We start from the raw sequence: 15,979 nt of genomic DNA, 5'->3' as shown, positions 1-15,979 counted from the left end.
GCAACCCCCGATCAGGATTCGAAGCCAAGTGCCAGGTACTTCTCGACGTTATCCTTGGTGATGGTCTCCGATGCGAGCGTGATGGACTGTGGCACCTGGTTTTCCACCAGATCACTCATGCCCTTCCCCTGCGCGATCAAGCGGGCCAGTTTGATCGCCGAGGAGGCCATGGTCGGGCTGTAGGTCACGGTGGCCTGCAGCACCGACGTGCCCGACTGGATCTCCTTCATCGCGTTGAGCGAGCCCGCCCCGCCGACCATGATGAACTCGTCGCGGCTGGCCTCCCTGATCGCGGCGAGCACGCCGACACCCTGGTCGTCGTCGTGGTTCCAGAGCGCGTCGATCTTCTTGTGCGCCTGGAGCAGCGACGTGGCCACCTGGTTGCCGGTCTCGACCGTGAACTTGGCGTCCTGCTTGGCCGTGACGCTGAATCCGTAGGTCTTCAGCGCGTCGGCGAAGCCCTTGCTGCGGTCCTGCGTCAGCGGCAGGGTGGCGATGCCCTGGATCTCGACGATCACGGGGTTCGCCACGCCCTTGTCCTTGAGCTGCTTGCCGATGAAGTGCCCGGCCGCGACGCCCATGCCGTAGTTGTCGCCGCCGACCCAGGTCCGATATGCCAATTTGTCGGGGAAAATCCGGTCGAGATTGATGACCGGAATGCCCGCCTCCGTGGCCTGAAGCGCGACCTGGTTCAGCTGCTGACCGTCGTTCGGCAGGATGACCAGCGCGTTGACCTTCGCCGCGATCAACGACTCGACGGCCGAGATCTGCTGGTTGATGTCGTTCGTGGGCTCGACGGGCTTGAAGTCGATGTCGGAATACTGCTTCGCGGTGGCCTCGGCGTTCTTCGCGATCGCCGCGATCCATCCGTGGTCGGCGGCCGGCGCGGAGAAGCCGATGGTGACCTTCGTCCCCGGCTGGTCGTTGCCGCTGGCCGCGGGGGCCGGGGCGGGGGCCGCGGAGGTGGGCGCGGCCGCCGGCTCGTTGCTGGTGCAACCGGCCGCCAGGAGCACGGCCCCGCCGACGAGGAATCCCCTGCGCGCGACGTTCTCACTCATGGTGCTCTCTCCTTCAAGTTCCGCCGCTGGAGAAGGACGGCGATGACGATGATCAGGCCCTTGGCGATCAGCTGGTCGCTGGTGTTGAGGCCGTTGAGGATGAACAGGTTGGTGATGAGGGTGAAGATCAGCAGGCCCAGGATCGAGCCCACGATCGTCCCCCGCCCCCCGGTGAGCAACGTGCCACCGATGATCACGGCGGCGATGGCGTCGAGTTCGTACAGGTCGCCGTGGGTGGACGAGCCTGTCGTGGTCCTCGCCATGATCAGAATGGCGGCGATGCCACAGCACAACCCGGACAGGGCGTAGAGCAGCATCGTGTGCCTGCGGACGTCGATGCCGGCCAGCCGGGCCGCCTCGGGGTTGCCGCCGACCGCGTACGTCCGCCGCCCGAACGTCGTGCGGTTGAGCATGATCCATCCCAGCACCACGACCAGGGCGAAGATGTAGACCAGCAGCGGGACGCCGAGCAACCGCTGGGTCGACAGGTCCACGAGGGCGGAGTTCTCCGGCTGGATGAGCTGCGTCTTGCGGTCGGACATGCGCTGCGCCAGCCCTCGGGCGGCCACCAGCATGGCGAGCGTGGCGATGAACGGCACCAATCGCCCGTACGAGATCAGCAACCCGTTGACCAGCCCCGCGCCGGTGCCGACGAGGATCGCGCACACGGCCATGACCCAGGGCCCGTACGACTGCGTGGCCAAGGTGGTGGCCCAGACCGAGGCGAGCGCCATGACGGCGCCCACCGACAGGTCGATGCCACCACCGATGATCACGAACGTGGCCCCGACCGTGATCACGCCGATCGTGGCGGCCAGCGACAGGATGCTGACCAGGTTGGACGCGGTGGCGAAGTTGTCCGGCCTGGTGACCAGGCCGACCACCACCAGGATCGCCAGCGCCGCCAGCAGGCCGAGATGTCGCATCTCACCGAGACCGAAGCGGCTCACCGAAGCTACGGCCGATCCGGCGACAGGCCCCTTCGTTGTGGGCTCGCTCATCAGGCCGCCCTCCCATTCATGATCATGTCGAGTACGCGATGCTCGTCCAGGTCCGCCGCGTCACCCTGGTGGATCACCGTCCCCTCGCGCAGCACCAGCACCCGGTCGGCCAGGCCCAGCACCTCCGGCACCTCGCTGGAGACCAGCAGCACGCCGATGCCCCGCTCGGCCAGCTCGTGGATGACCGCGTACAGCTCGGCCCTGGCGCCCACGTCCACGCCTCTGGTGGGCTCGTCGAGCAGGAGCAGTTTGAGACCGCCGAGCAGCCAGCGGGCGAGCACGGCCTTCTGCTGGTTGCCGCCCGACAGATTCCTGATCGGGCGTTCCGTGTCAGGCGGGCGGATGTCCAGCATTTCTGACAGCCGCTTGGCCTCGCTCCGCTCGCGTTTGCGATCGATCCAGCCGAACTTCGCGAACCCCGGCAGGGTGCCCAGCGTGATGTTGGCGGTAACACTCTGGTCGAGGATCAGAGCCTGGGCCTTGCGTTCCTCGGGGGCCAGGCCCATGCCGTGCCGGACGGTGCCGACGACGCCGCGGCGCACCGGCCGCCCTTCGAGCAGGACGCGGCCGGCGGCCGGGCGGGCCCCGTACACCGCCTCCAGGATCTCCGAGCGGCCCGAGCCGACCAGGCCGGCCAGCCCGACGATCTCCCCCGCCCGTACGGAGAACGAGACGTCGCGGAAGACGCCCGGCGCGGTCAGGCCCTCGACACGGAGCACCTCCTCCCCCAGCGTGCGGCCACCTCGGGGCGGGAAGACGTATTCGACGTTCCTGCCGGTCATGAGGGAGACGATCTGGGTGGTGGGGGTGTCGCGGGCCGGCAGGCCGACGGCCACCGTGCGGCCGTCCTTCAGCACGGTGACCCGGTCGCCGATCTCGCGGATCTCCTCCAGGCGGTGCGAGATGTAGACCACGGCGACGCCTTGGGCGGTGAGCTCGCGGATGATGCGGAAGAGGTTCGCGACCTCGTCGTGGGCGAGTGCGGCGGACGGCTCGTCCATGATGATCAGGCGGGCGTCGTGGGAGAGCGCCCTGGCCATCGAGACGACCTGTTTGGCCGCCGGTGATAACCGCCCGACCTCGGTCGACGGCCGGATCTCCGGGTGGCCGAGCCGTTCCAGCACCTCGCGGGCGGCCTTCCTGGCCGACGGCCGGTTGACGAAGCCGAAGCGGGCGTGCTCGTGGCCGAGGAAGATGTTCTCCGCCACGCTGAGCCCGTCGACCAGGTCCAGCTCCTGGTAGATGGTGGCGAAGCCGAGCTTGATGGCGTCGATGGGGCTGCTCGGCCGCACCTGGTCGCCGTTGAAGACGATGGTGCCCTTGTCCGGCTGGTGCACGCCGGCCAGGACCTTGATCAGGGTGGACTTGCCGGCGCCGTTCTGGCCGAGCAGGCAGTGCACCTCGCCCGCTCGCACGTCGAGATCGACGCCGTCCAGCGCGCGCACGCCGGGGAACTGCTTGACGATGCCCTTCATGACCAGCATCGGGAGGTCCCAATCCTCTAAGCGTTGACGATGCGGTTGATGTTGTCCGGAGACAGGTATTGCTCGATGGCGAGCAGCCCCGCCCCGAGCGCGGCCGCGTTGATCCCCGTACGGCTCGGGGTGATCGACAGATGGTGCGTGGCCAGCGGGAGCGATCGCCGATAGACCGTCTCCCTGATGCCGGCCAGCAGATGCTCGTGCACCCGCGACAGGGCGCCGCCGATGACGATGACCTCGGGGTTGAAGAAGTTGACCAGGCTCGCCAGCACCTCGCCGATGAGCCGGCCCGCCTCCCTGACCAGGCGCAGCGCCTGCGTGTTGCCCGACTGCACGAGCGCCACGACGTCGGCGCCGGTCTCGGCCGCGAGGCCCAGTTCGGTCAGCCGCCGGGCGATCGCGGCGCCGCCGGCCACGGCCTCCAGGCACGCGCTGTTGCCGCACCGGCAGCCGGCGTCCTCGTGGCCGCTGACCCTGATGTGCCCGATGTCGCCGGCCGAGCCCTGGGCGCCCCTGTGCAGCTTGCCGTCGGCCACGATGCCGCAGCCGATGCCGGTGCCGACCTTGACGAACAGCAAGTGGTTGATGCCGGCGAAGGCGTTGCGGTGCTCGCCCAGCGCCATCACGTTGACGTCGTTGTCGACGAGCACGTTCACGCCGTCGAAGTAATCAGGGACGGGGTAGTCGTTCCAGCCCGGCATGATCGGCGGATTGTTCGGCCGCCCGGTGGCGAACTCCACCGGCCCGGGCACCCCGATCCCGACCGCGCGCAACATCGCCCGCGGCCGCCCGGCCTGGCCGAGCAGCCGGTCGAGCCGCTGGTCCACGTGCGCGAGCACCTTCTCGGGGCCCTCGTCGATCAGCAGCGAGTCCTCGCACTCGGCGAGCACATTGCCCGAGATGTCCATCAGCGCCACCCGGCAGTGGGTGGCGCCCAGGTCGACGCCCGCGAACGCGTGGTCCTCGGTGTGCAGGCGCAGCTGCCGCGGCGGCCGGCCACCGGTGGACTCGCCGCTCTCGGTCTCCTCCACCAGGCCTCGCTCGATCAGCGCGTCCACGCGCTGGGAGATCGTGGACCTGGCCAGACCGGTGAGCCTCGCAAGATCGGAACGGGTCGTCGCCGAACCGGCACTGATCAGTGTCAGCACATCTCCGGCGGAGCCCGGCAGAGGGGTCATGTCGCGACAATATGATCACAGATGCGGCAATTCAAGAGTGAGGATCGACCAAACTCCGCCAACTTCTGCCGCAGATCGAACAAAGGCCGATCAGCAGGGATATTTCGGATCTGCCCCACGCACGAACGCCGGCCCCCGCCTGCAGCGAGAACCGGCGCCCGCACCACAACCGGGCCGCACCACGACGGCGTAGGGCGTCAGATCATCGCCTTCATCGAGTCTGCGGCCGTCAGCACGTACGGCTGCTCGGCCATGATCGACTCCCAGTTGCCCGCGACCGACTCCGGCGTGATGTCGTCGTCCTTCCAGCCCGGCCCCTCGGCCACGAACACCCGCGCCACCCGGCCCCCGCCGACGGTGAACACCTCGCCGCTGACCTCGCACGACTCGTGCACCAGGTACGCCACGAGCGCGCTCACCCGCTCCGGCGTGAACTTGGCCTCGAACTCGGCCGGCAGCAGCGACTCGGTCATCCTGGTCCAGGCCACGGGCGCGATGGCGTTGGCCTTGATGCCGTTGCGCGCGCCCTCGATCCCGAGCGTCTTGGTCAGCCCGACCAGTCCCATCTTGGCCGTGGAGTAGTTGGCCTGGCCGAAGTTGCCGAACAGCCCGGCCGGACTCGAGGTGTTGACCACGCGCCCGTAGCCGGCCGCCTTCATGATCGGATAGGCCGCCTGGCTGACCAGGTAGGACCCGCGCACGTGCACCGCCATGACGGCGTCGAACTCCTCGACCGTCATCTTCCCGAACGACTTGTCCCGCAGGATCCCCGCGTTGTTGACGACGATGTCGACCGTACCGAACGCGTCCACCGCGGCCTGCACGACGGCCCTGGCGCCGTCCGGCGTGGCGACGTTGTCGGCGTTGGCGACGGCCTGCCCGCCGTTTTTCGTGATGAGCGCCACCACCTCGGCGGCGGGCCCGGTCGAGGCGCCCGTGCCGTCGAGCGCGCCCCCGAGGTCGTTGACCACGACCTTGGCGCCCCGCTCGGCCAGGAGGAGCGCGTGCGCCCTGCCGAGACCGTGTCCGGCCCCTGTGACGATCGCGACTCTGTCATCGAACCGAAGCATCGAACCTCCAGAGCAGGAGAACAACGTTCTAGTACGAGTACCATAACTCGGCTCGGGCCTACCGATCAGCGGGGCGCCACAGTTCCGGATCGCCGGGAACCCGCACCACGCGCCCCTTGGCCGCCAGCCAGACCAGGTGGGCGAGGGTCTCATTGTTGGCCGCCCGCCGCATGAACGGCGGGATCGTCTCCCACGGCCGCGACCAGCTCAGCCGGGTCGCCACATCCCAGCATGTCACGCCGTCGCCGCCGGCGACGACCCGCTCGATCTCGGCCAGCCGCCCGTCGTGGTGCGCCAGCACGTGGTCCACCCGCTCGGCCAGTTCCAGGAACCGGTACTCGTGCGCGGGCAGCACCTCATCGACGTCCAGTTTGCGCACGGCGGCCAGCGCGTCGAGGTAGTCGGCCAGCGGGTTGGGCCCGGACTGCGGGTGCACGGCCACGATCGGCGTGATCTTGGCCAGCACATGGTCGCCGGAGAACAGCAGCCTGCGCTCGGGCGAGACGAAGCACAGATGCCCCGGCGAGTGGCCGGGCGTCCAGACCGCCCGCAGGTCCCAGCCGGGCAGGCCGAGCTCGTCGCCGTCCTCCACCAGCCGGTCGGGCGTAGCCATGGAGACCATGTGCCTGATCATCATCGACGCGCCGGCCAGCTCGTCCAGCGTCAGCGGCGGCACCCCGCAGCGGGCCAGCAGCGCCCGCTCGCGCTGGACCAGGGAGTCGATGGCCGCGTCGTCGTAGCGTTCCCGGACCAGGCGCGCGTCGGCCGGGTGCAGGCCGATCCAGGCGCCCGACGCCTCGCGGACGCGCCCGGCCAGGCCGTAGTGGTCGGGGTGGATGTGGGTGACGAGCACGGCCTGGACGTCGGTGATGGTGTACCCGGCCACGCCCAGGCCGGCGACGAGCGCCTCGTACGCCTCGTCGGTGTTCCACCCGGCGTCGATGACGGCCACGCCGCGGGGCAACTCCAGGGCGTAGACCAGCACGTACCGCAGCGGGTTGACCGGGATCGGCACCGGGATGGACCACAGTCCCGGGCGTACTTGCTCGACGTCCGGGATCGTCCCGCCGGTCCACGCTTCCCGCTGCGCCATGCTGGCAGGGGTCACCACGAATTTCGACACATACCCGAATATAGTTCTGGATCCGAATCGTGTTCTACTGGGAGCCATGAAGCTGAGCCGCGAGATTTCAGGCGATGGCCGCTTCGTCCGGCAGCCGAACCGCTTCACGGAACGGATCGGCCCTCCCGAACCCGGCCGGTACCGGGTCTACGCCTCCTACGCCTGCCCGTGGGCGCAACGCGTGCTGATCGTACGGAAACTGCTGGGCCTGGAGGACCTGCTGGACGTCACGATCGTCGACCCCATCAGGGACGAGAAGGGCTGGCGCATCCCCGGCGGCGACCCGGAGTATCTGTCGGAGCTCTATCACGCGACCGACCCCGGCTACACGGGCCGCTACACCGTCCCGTGCATCTGGGACACCCGGGACAAGCGCATCGTCACCAACGACTTCCCGCAGATCACCCTCGATCTGGAGATGTCATGGGGCACCGTCCCCAACCTCTATCCCGAGCGCCTACGCCCCGACATCGACATCATGAACGACCGCCTCTATCACGGCCTCAACAACGCGGTGTACGAGGCGGGCTTCGCCCGTGACCAGCAGGCGTACGAGGAGGCGGTGTCGCGGGTCTTCACCACACTCGACTTCCTCGAGGTGCGCCTGGCGGAGTCCGACTACCTCTTCGACACCCTCACCGACAGCGACGTGCGCCTCTACACGACGCTGGCCAGGTTCGACAGCGTCTACTACGCGCACTTCAAGTGCTCGGTCCGGCGGCTGATCGACTATCCGGCGCTGTGGGCGTACGCGCGCAGGCTCTATGCCATCCCGGCCTTCCGCGAGACCACCGACTTCGACCAGATCAAGCGTCATTACTACATCACCCAGACCGACATCAACCCGAGCCGGATCGTGCCGGTAGGGCCGGAGCTGGACTGGAGACCGGAGCGGCGAACGGTCAGGCCCGAGAGCGGTAGCTCGCGTGACCAGCGAGGGCCGAGTGAGCGCGACCATTCAACACCGTAGGCGCAGGCATCCGTACGAACAGCAGAGCCGAGGCCAGCACCACGGTCGCGGCGACGGCCCAGGAGGCGGCCACGCCTGCCTGCGCGGCCAGGGCGCCGAGCGTCAGGTTGCCCAGGATCCCGCCGGACTGCAGGGACAGCGAGGCCGTCGAGGACACGGTGGTGCGCTCGGCGGCGGTGACCGCGTTGTGCGTCATCTCCAGGCACAGCAGTCCGGCCACGGAGTGCCCGACGAACAGCACGACGTAGGCCACCCCGGCCGTCAGCAGCCCGGCCGCGCCGCCGAGCCCGGCCGTCGCGGCCAGCGCGCCGACCGATAGTGCGGCCAGAACGACACCCGCGATCGCGCCCTTGGCCGAGCCGCCGACCAGCCGCGCCACGCGGGGCGCGAGTGCGCTGCCCGCGGCGCTGCCCGCGAACCCGAGCGCGGCGACCGTGGCGTACGCCATGCTGCCCTGCTCCGCGCTGCCAGCCAGCTCGGCCAGGCGGCCCGGGGTGAGCAGCTCGATGGACATCAGCATCACGCCGGAGCTCGCGGCCGCGAGCATCAGACGCCGCAGGACGGGGCCGCCGACCGCCAGCCGCACACCGGAGGCGACCCTGGCGGGCACGTCGCGCAGCACGTTCCCGAGCGATCCGCGGGCGCGCGCGGGCTCGCTCAGCGCGCCGCCAGGCGACCCGCGCCCCGGCTCGGGCAGCGCGAGCAGCACCACGACCAGCAGGACAGCGGCGGCCAGTGCGCCCACCAGGCTCGGCGCCGCCAACGGGAACATCAGCTCAGGCGGCACCAGGAGCGGCAGGGCGCCACCGGCGAGCACGCCGGCGGCCAGCGACACCGACTCCACCGCGCCGCCCCGGGCCAGCCCAGGCTTGAGGTCGGCGCCGGGCCCTTCGATCCTGTGCAGCGTGTCGACATACCAGGAGGTGGCGGGCCCGCTGGACAACGCCCTGGCGACGCCCTTGAGCACGCCACACACCAGGAACATCCAGAACGTCGTGGCCACGCTCATGATCACGAGAGCCGCGGCCAGGAACGCGGCGGAGGCGGCCAGCACCACGCGCCGCCCCACGACGTCGGCCAGCCCGCCGGTCGGCAGCTCCAGGCCAACGGTGACGATCGAGAACACGGTCACCACCAGGCCGATCTGCGCCAGGCTGAGACCTCTCCCGGCCAGCAGCAGCACCATGGAGGCCATCATGAGCCCGAGGGGCAGCCAGGTCAGGAAACAGACGAGCAGGTAGCGGCGTAACGCGGAGCGGCGAACGTTCAGGCCCGAGAGCGGTAGCCCGCGTGACCAGCGAGGGCCAAGTGAGCGCGACCATTTAACGCGGGGAGCGGTCACGGGTCCTCCTGTCGTGTGCGCGGAACGGACCCCATCCAGACGTGGACCAGCCTGGCCTCGAGGTCGTCGGCATATCGGGCGGCCAGGTCGAGCAGCAGCGCCTCGGCCTTGTCGTGGAACTCGCGCAACGCGGCCGGCGACATCTGGAGGATGTGGTCGCTCATTCCTGAGGCGTCCACCCACTCGCGCGGCCAGTCGGCGAGGTCGAACTCCTCCATCACCCGCCCGACCATCTCGACCTGGCGCAGGTGCATGATCCTGACGGCCTCGCGCCCTTCGGCGGTGCCGGACATCTCGACGGCATCCCACGAGGTGTAGCGGTGGCGGGAGCGCCAGCGCCGCTCGCGCCCGTCGCGCTGCTCGTCGTCCTCCTCGATGAAGCCGTATTTGAACAGCTCGCGCAGGTGGTAGCTGGTCGAGCCGGAGCTCTCGCCGACCTTGCGGCCCAGCTCGCTGGCCGTGGCCGGGCCGTCGGTGCGCAGCAGGCCGAGCAGGCGCACCCGCAGCGGGTGGGCGACCACCTTGAGCACCTGCGGATCATTGATCTTGTATTGCTCCTCCACAACGCCAACCCTAAACCGCAAAGACAATTTTGCAAAGAGAATTTGGCGATACTGCCGGGCTCATAAACTGGGCGGCGTGCTTGATGACATCTGGGTGGACGACGCCGTCTTCGAACTACGTCCCGACTTCGCGGTCCTGGTCATGACCGCGCACGGGCTCCACAACGGGCCGACCGACGACCGCTCCCGCGCCTGGCTGGCGGCGGCCTCCGAGTGCGAGGTGCAGAGCGTGAAGATCGAGGCGTGGAAGGAGGCCTACCGCGCGTTCGGGGCCAAGCCGCAGCGGACCCGGCCCTCGGTCGACGCCCTCACCCGGCGCATGCCGCTGCCGGAGATCAACCGGGCCGTGGACGCGTACAACTCGATCAGCGTGAAGCACGCGCTGCCGATCGGCGGCGAGGACCTCGACCGCTACGTCGGCCCGGCGCGACTGGTCAGGGCCGCCGGCGACGAGGCGTCGGAGGAGGCCCTCGGCACGCCGGAGCCGGGCGAGGTGATCTGGCGCGACGACGCCGGCGTCACCTGCCGCCGCTGGAACTGGCGTCAGGTGGTGCGCACGCGCCTCACCGAGGAGACCACGAACGCGATCTTCCTGCTGGAGCGGCTGGAGCCGATGTCGGTGGAGGAGCTCAAGGAGGCCGGCGAGGAACTCGCCGATCTTCTGTCCCAGTTGTCCCCTGAGGTGCGGATCGCTAGCAGACTTCTGTCCAGTGGGAAATAAACCCGATGTCCTAGTGTTGATACCAAACAGCAACAAACGCGGCACCACCTGGATTGACGAGGGGGTCGTGACCTCTTTGCGCGGTCTTGAGAGGATCGTGCGAGGCGGCACGGGCTCCCGGGCGCATGCTGCCAGTCCGGGCGAGTAGCCTTGGACAGGTTCTCTAACATCAACGCCGATCTGCGGAAGAGGGCGATTTCCGCCGTGTCGTCTGAGTCGTCGCGGGCAAACCCGCTGGCAAGCTTTGGACAGAACGAGTGGCTTGTCGACGAGCTCTATCAGAAGTACCTCCAGGACCCCGAGTCGGTCGACAAGGCCTGGTGGAACTTCTTCGCTGACTACAACCCTGATTACGGACCGGGCCGTACCCCGGTCAAAGAAGCGGCGAACGGCACTGTGACCGCCCCCGCTCCCACCCCGGCGCCCCCCAAGGCGCCACCGGCGGCCGAGAAGCCGAAGCAGCCTGCCACTCCGGTCCCCAAGGACGCCGAAGAGGTCAAGCTGCGCGGCGCCGCGGCCCGCACGGCGGCCAACATGGACCTGTCGCTGTCGGTCCCGACCGCGACGAGTGTGCGAGCCATCCCGGCGAAGCTGCTCATCGACAACCGCATTGTGATCAACAATCACCTCAAGCGGGGTCGTGGCGGCAAGGTCTCCTTCACGCACCTGATCGGCTTCGCGATCGTCAAGGCGCTGAAGGCCATGCCGGAGATGAACTACTCCTTCGCGGAGGTCGACGGCAAGCCGACGCTGGTCAAGCCCGCGCACGTGGGCTTCGGCCTGGCGATCGACGTGCAGAAGAGCAACGGCGAGCGCCAGCTCCTCGTGCCCTCGATCAAGGGCGCCGAGGAGATGGACTTCCGGCAGTTCTGGATGGCCTACGAGGACGTCGTCCGCAAGGCCCGCGCGGGCAAGCTGGGCGTCGACGACTTCGCCGGCACCACGATCTCGCTGACCAACCCGGGCACCATTGGCACGGTGCACTCGGTGCCGCGTCTGATGCCGGGCCAGGGCACGATCATCGGCGTCGGCGCGATGGAATACCCGGCCGAATACCAGGGCGCCTCGCCCGACACGCTGTCGCGGCTGGCCGTCTCCAAGGTCATGACGCTGACCAGCACCTACGACCACCGGATCATCCAGGGCGCCCAGTCGGGCGACTTCCTGCGCCAGATCCACCGGTTGCTGCTCGGCGAGGACGGCTTCTACGACGAGATCTTCGAGGCGCTGCGGATCCCCTACGAGCCGGTCCGCTGGGTCCAGGACATCTCCGCCACCCACGACGACGACGTGGCCAAGTCCGCCCGCGTGATCGAGCTGATCCACGCCTACCGGGTGCGCGGCCACCTCATGGCCGAGACCGACCCGCTGGAATACAAGCAGCGCAAGCACCCCGACCTCGACATCCAGTCGCACGGCCTGACGCTGTGGGACCTGGAGCGCGAGTTCGCCACCGGCGGCTTCGGCGGCAAGCCGCTGATGAAGCTGCGTGACATCCTGGGCGTGCTGCGTGACTCCTACTGCCGCACGGTCGGCATCGAGTACATGCACATCCAGAACCCGGAAGAGCGGGCCTGGATCCAGGCGCGGGTGGAGAAGGCGCACAAGTCGCCCGAGCGTGACGAGCAGCTCAACATCCTGTCGCGGCTCAACACCGCCGAGGCGTTCGAGACGTTCCTCCAGACCAAGTTCGTCGGTCAGAAGCGCTTCTCGCTGGAGGGCGGCGAGTCCCTGATCCCGCTGCTCGACTCGGTGATCAGCGACGCCGCCGACGAGGGCCTCGACGAGGTCGTCATGGGCATGGCCCACCGCGGCCGCCTCAACGTGCTGGCCAACATCGTGGGCAAGTCCTACGCCCAGATCTTCGGCGAGTTCGAGGGCAACATCGACCCGCGCACCGCGCACGGCTCCGGTGACGTGAAGTATCACCTCGGCGCGACCGGCGAGTTCACCTCGCCGAGCGGCAACACGATCTCCGCGTCCGTGGTCGCCAACCCCTCCCACCTGGAGGCGGTCGACCCGGTGCTCGAGGGCGTCGTCCGCGCCAAGCAGGACCTCATCGAGCGTGGTGAGGAGGGCTTCACCGTCCTGCCCGTGCTCATCCACGGCGACGCGGCCTTCGCCGGCCAGGGCGTCGTGGCCGAGACGCTCAACCTGTCGCAGCTGCGCGGCTACCGCACCGGCGGCACCGTGCACGTGGTGGTCAACAACCAGGTCGGCTTCACGACCTCGCCCGCCTCGTCCCGCTCGTCGGTCTACGCCACCGACGTGGCGCGGATGATCCAGGCGCCGATCTTCCACGTCAACGGCGACGACCCCGAGCAGGTGGTCCGCGTGGGCCGGCTGGCCTACGAATACCGCCAGGCGTTCCGCAAGGACGTGGTCATCGACCTGATCTGCTACCGCCGCCGCGGCCACAACGAGGGCGACAACCCCGCCTTCACCCAGCCGCTGATGTACGACCTCATCGACGCCAAGCGCTCGACCCGCAAGCTCTACACCGAGGCGCTGATCGGCCGGGGCGACATCACGGTCGAGGAGGCCGAGTCCGCGCTGCGCGACTACCAGGCCAAGCTGGAGCAGGCGTTCACCGAGGTCCGCGAGGCGGCCAAGAAGCCGGCGGAGGCGGCCGCGATGCGGGTGCCGCCGACCGAGGTCGTCAAGTGGTCGCACGACGACACGCCGACCGCGATCAGTGACGAGACGCTCAAGCGCATCGTCGACACCCAGCTCAACCTGCCCGACGGCTTCACGCCGCACCCGCGCCTGGCGCCGGTGCTGCAGCGCCGCGGCCAGATGGTCGAGCAGGACGCGATCGACTGGGCGATGGGCGAGACGCTGGCGTTCGGCTCGCTGCTGATGGACGGCCACCCGGTGCGGCTGGTCGGCCAGGACTCGCGGCGCGGCACGTTCACCCAGCGCCACGCGGTGCTGGTGGACCGGATGACCGGCGCCGACCACACCCCGCTGAAGGCGTTCAACCAGGGCACCACGAAGCTCTACGTCTACGACTCGCTGCTCAGCGAGTTCGCGGCGCTCGGCTTCGAATACGGCTACAGCGTCGTCCGCCCGGACGCCCTGGTCCTCTGGGAGGCGCAGTTCGGCGACTTCGTCAACGGCGCCCAGACGATCATCGACGAGTTCATCTCGTCGGGCGAGCAGAAGTGGGGGCAGAAGTCCTCGGTCGTGCTGCTGTTGCCGCACGGCTTCGAGGGTCAGGGCCCCGACCACTCCTCGGCCCGCATCGAGCGGTTCCTGCAGGTCTGCGCGCTCGACAACATGACGGTCGCGCAGCCCACCACGCCGGCCAACTACTTCCACCTGCTGCGCTGGCAGGTGGAGTCCAACCGGCACAAGCCGCTGGTGGTCTTCACACCGAAGTGGCTGCTGCGCCACAAGGCGGCCACCTCCAAGGCGTCCGACTTCACCTCGGGCACCTTCCAGCCGGTCCTCGGCGACACCACCGTCGACCCGGCCAAGGTGACCAAGGTCGTCCTCACCTCCGGCAAGCTCTACTACGAGCTGGCCGCGCAGCGTGACAAGACGGGCCGCGACGACGTCGCCCTCGTCCGGCTGGAGCGGCTCTACCCGTTCCCGGCGGAGGAGCTGCAGGCCGAGCTGGGCCGCTATGGCGCGCAGGTGGAGCTGATCTGGGCCCAGGACGAGCCGGCCAACATGGGGCCGTGGCCCTACCTGACGCTGAAGCTGGCCGAGGACCCGCAGACGCTGGGCGGCCGGCCGGTGCGGCGGGTGTCGCGCACGCCCAACAGCTCGCCGGCGACGGGCTCGCACCACGGCCACGACACCGAGCTGGAGGAGATCCTCCACCAGGTCTACGGCTGACGATCCAGCCAGCCAACTGCTAAATTGGCAGTTGTTAGCAGCTAATTAGCAGCTAACAACTGCCAATTTTAGTAGGTGGTCCGTTGCGCCAACCTCAGAAACCGCCACCGTGGCGGGAGCTATGGCTTGAAGCCGACAGTCTCTGGCTGCTGTCAGCAGTCGATTCCATGGAGCGCTACCTGCCCTGGGACGAGGTTCGCCGTCGCACGCCGCCGGCCGGTCTGACGCACAAGCAGTGGTGGCTCGGCCTCAAGATGGCACGGCTCGGCATGCGACGGGATCTCCCTCTGGCGGACTCGGCCGGCGCGCCCTTCACCTACGCACTGCCGGATGAGGTGCTACGGGGCCTGGAGGCGCTCAACCGCGACCTGAGCGGCCGGATCGGCACGCCGGAGCCCGTTGCCAACCCGCTGACCCGCGACCGCTATCTCATCAGCTCACTGATCGAAGAGGCCATCACGTCCAGCCAGCTCGAAGGTGCCGCGACCACGTACATGGTGGCCAAGGACATGCTGCGCAGTGGCCGCAAGCCGCAGACGGTCGACGAGCTCATGATCCGCAACAACTACCTCGTCATGCGCCGCATCGGCGAGCTGCGCAACGAGCCCCTGACGCCTGCTCTCATCTGCGACATCCAGCGCATGGTCACCGAAGGCACCCTGCACAACCCGGCCGCCGCGGGCCGCTTCCAGCTGCCGGGCGAGAAACGCGTCGTGGTCGCCGACACCTACGGCGAGATCCTGCACGAGCCTCCCCCCGCCGAGGAACTGCCTGAGCGGATTCAACGATTGTGCGACTTCGCCAACGGCAACTCGCACACCACGTACGTGCCTCCGGTGATCAGGGCTGTGGCAGTGCATTTCATGCTGGCCTACGACCATCCGTTCGAGGACGGCAACGGGAGGACGGCACGCGCGCTGTTCTACTGGTCGATGCTCAATCAGGGCTATTGGCTCACCGAGTTCATCTCGATCTCCCGGATCCTGAAGAACTCACCCGCCCGCTACGGCCGCAGCTTCCTGCACGTCGAGCAGGACGAGAACGACCTCACCTACTTCGTCATCCACCAGCTCGACGTCCTACGCCGTGCCATCGACGACCTGCATGCCTACCTCGACAAAAAGATCGCCGAGACCCGCGAGGTCCAGGCCTATCTGGCCCGTGCCCGCAAGGGGGCCTTCAACGCCCGGCAGATCGCCCTTCTGGCGCATGCCGCGGACCATCCCAGCGCCGAGTACACCGTGGCTTCCCACGCCGCCGGCCACCAAATCGTGCTCCAGACGGCCAGAACCGACCTGCGCGAGCTGGAGCACCGCGGGCTACTCACTAAAGTCAGACGAGGGCGCGCCGATGCCTGGATACCGGTCGGCGACCTGGCGTCACGGCTGCGTACGGACTGAATGGGAGCATGATGTACTTCACCGATCGGGGGATCGAGGAACTCGTCGAACGGCGGGGTGAGGAAGAGGTCAGCCTGCTGTGGCTGGGTGAGCGGCTGCGCGAGTTCGTGGACCTCAACCCCGAGTTCGAGATCCCGGTCGAGCGCCTGGCCACGTGGCTGGCGCGGCTCGACGACGAGGACGACGAGTAACCCCGCGATAGACGCGATACATCTTGAGTTTTGGCTAG

Annotated in this window: 13 protein-coding genes; 5 read left to right on the top strand and 8 right to left on the bottom strand. The window is 68.6% G+C overall.

Going from position 1 to position 15,979, the window contains the following annotated elements; all coding sequences use genetic code 11:
* Window positions 1–11: 11 nt before the first annotated feature.
* The 6 genes from OHA25_RS20310 to OHA25_RS20285 form a co-directional block, all read right to left on the bottom strand.
* Window positions 12–1,058 carry an ABC transporter substrate-binding protein gene (locus OHA25_RS20310; RefSeq protein ID WP_327589097.1) on the bottom strand — a complete coding sequence of 349 codons (1,047 nt, stop codon included), beginning with the start codon at window positions 1,056–1,058 and terminating at the stop codon, window positions 12–14.
* Complete coding sequence (locus OHA25_RS20305; protein ID WP_327589096.1) at window positions 1,055–2,059, bottom strand: ABC transporter permease; 1,005 nt, start codon at window positions 2,057–2,059, stop codon at window positions 1,055–1,057. Before OHA25_RS20305 ends, OHA25_RS20310 begins: the two co-directional genes overlap by 4 nt.
* Window positions 2,059–3,543: a sugar ABC transporter ATP-binding protein gene (locus tag OHA25_RS20300; RefSeq protein WP_327589095.1), complete on the bottom strand. Its 1,485-nt coding sequence runs from the start codon at window positions 3,541–3,543 to the stop codon at window positions 2,059–2,061. Before OHA25_RS20300 ends, OHA25_RS20305 begins: the two co-directional genes overlap by 1 nt.
* A 17-nt stretch (window positions 3,544–3,560) precedes the next feature.
* Complete coding sequence (locus OHA25_RS20295; RefSeq protein WP_327589094.1) at window positions 3,561–4,718, bottom strand: ROK family transcriptional regulator; 1,158 nt, start codon at window positions 4,716–4,718, stop codon at window positions 3,561–3,563.
* A gap of 197 nt (window positions 4,719–4,915) precedes the next feature.
* Window positions 4,916–5,788 carry an SDR family oxidoreductase gene (locus tag OHA25_RS20290; protein ID WP_327589093.1) on the bottom strand — a complete coding sequence of 291 codons (873 nt, stop codon included), beginning with the start codon at window positions 5,786–5,788 and terminating at the stop codon, window positions 4,916–4,918.
* Window positions 5,789–5,846: 58 nt separating this feature from the next.
* On the bottom strand, window positions 5,847–6,911 hold the full coding sequence (locus OHA25_RS20285) for an MBL fold metallo-hydrolase (RefSeq protein ID WP_327589092.1): 1,065 nt from the start codon (window positions 6,909–6,911) through the stop codon (window positions 5,847–5,849).
* Between the two features lie 46 nt (window positions 6,912–6,957).
* On the opposite strand from OHA25_RS20285, the gene OHA25_RS20280 reads away from it, so the two are divergent.
* Window positions 6,958–7,881 carry a glutathione S-transferase family protein gene (locus OHA25_RS20280; protein WP_327589091.1) on the top strand — a complete coding sequence of 308 codons (924 nt, stop codon included), beginning with the start codon at window positions 6,958–6,960 and terminating at the stop codon, window positions 7,879–7,881.
* On the opposite strand, the gene OHA25_RS20275 is transcribed toward OHA25_RS20280, so the two are convergent.
* The gene (locus OHA25_RS20275) at window positions 7,814–9,223 is read right to left on the bottom strand and encodes an MFS transporter (protein WP_327589090.1); all 1,410 of its coding nucleotides are present in this window, start codon (window positions 9,221–9,223) and stop codon (window positions 7,814–7,816) included. The genes OHA25_RS20280 and OHA25_RS20275 overlap by 68 nt on opposite strands.
* Complete coding sequence (locus tag OHA25_RS20270) at window positions 9,220–9,786, bottom strand: winged helix-turn-helix domain-containing protein (protein ID WP_327589089.1); 567 nt, start codon at window positions 9,784–9,786, stop codon at window positions 9,220–9,222. The genes OHA25_RS20275 and OHA25_RS20270 overlap by 4 nt, the downstream gene beginning before the upstream one ends.
* Window positions 9,787–9,862: 76 nt before the next feature.
* Here OHA25_RS20270 and OHA25_RS20265 point away from each other — a divergent pair, with 76 nt between their 5' ends.
* From OHA25_RS20265 to OHA25_RS20250, 4 genes are all read left to right on the top strand, one after another.
* Entirely contained in the window at window positions 9,863–10,507 is a 645-nt protein-coding gene (locus tag OHA25_RS20265; RefSeq protein WP_327589088.1) for a B3/B4 domain-containing protein, read from the top strand.
* A gap of 204 nt (window positions 10,508–10,711) precedes the next feature.
* Complete coding sequence (locus OHA25_RS20260; protein WP_327589087.1) at window positions 10,712–14,350, top strand: multifunctional oxoglutarate decarboxylase/oxoglutarate dehydrogenase thiamine pyrophosphate-binding subunit/dihydrolipoyllysine-residue succinyltransferase subunit; 3,639 nt, start codon at window positions 10,712–10,714, stop codon at window positions 14,348–14,350.
* 167 nt (window positions 14,351–14,517) lie between these two features.
* Window positions 14,518–15,750, top strand: a complete 1,233-nt coding sequence (locus tag OHA25_RS20255; RefSeq protein WP_327589086.1) for a Fic family protein — start codon at window positions 14,518–14,520, stop codon at window positions 15,748–15,750.
* An 11-nt stretch (window positions 15,751–15,761) separates the two neighbouring features.
* Window positions 15,762–15,941, top strand: a complete 180-nt coding sequence (locus tag OHA25_RS20250; protein ID WP_305916790.1) for a DUF6104 family protein — start codon at window positions 15,762–15,764, stop codon at window positions 15,939–15,941.
* The last annotated feature ends 38 nt before the right edge of the window (window positions 15,942–15,979 follow it).

The sequence above is a fragment of the Nonomuraea sp. NBC_00507 genome (genome assembly GCF_036013525.1).
GTDB lineage: Bacteria > Actinomycetota > Actinomycetes > Streptosporangiales > Streptosporangiaceae > Nonomuraea.
Note: the sequence above shows the minus strand (reverse complement) of the source record. Positions and strands in the feature narration are given on the sequence as shown.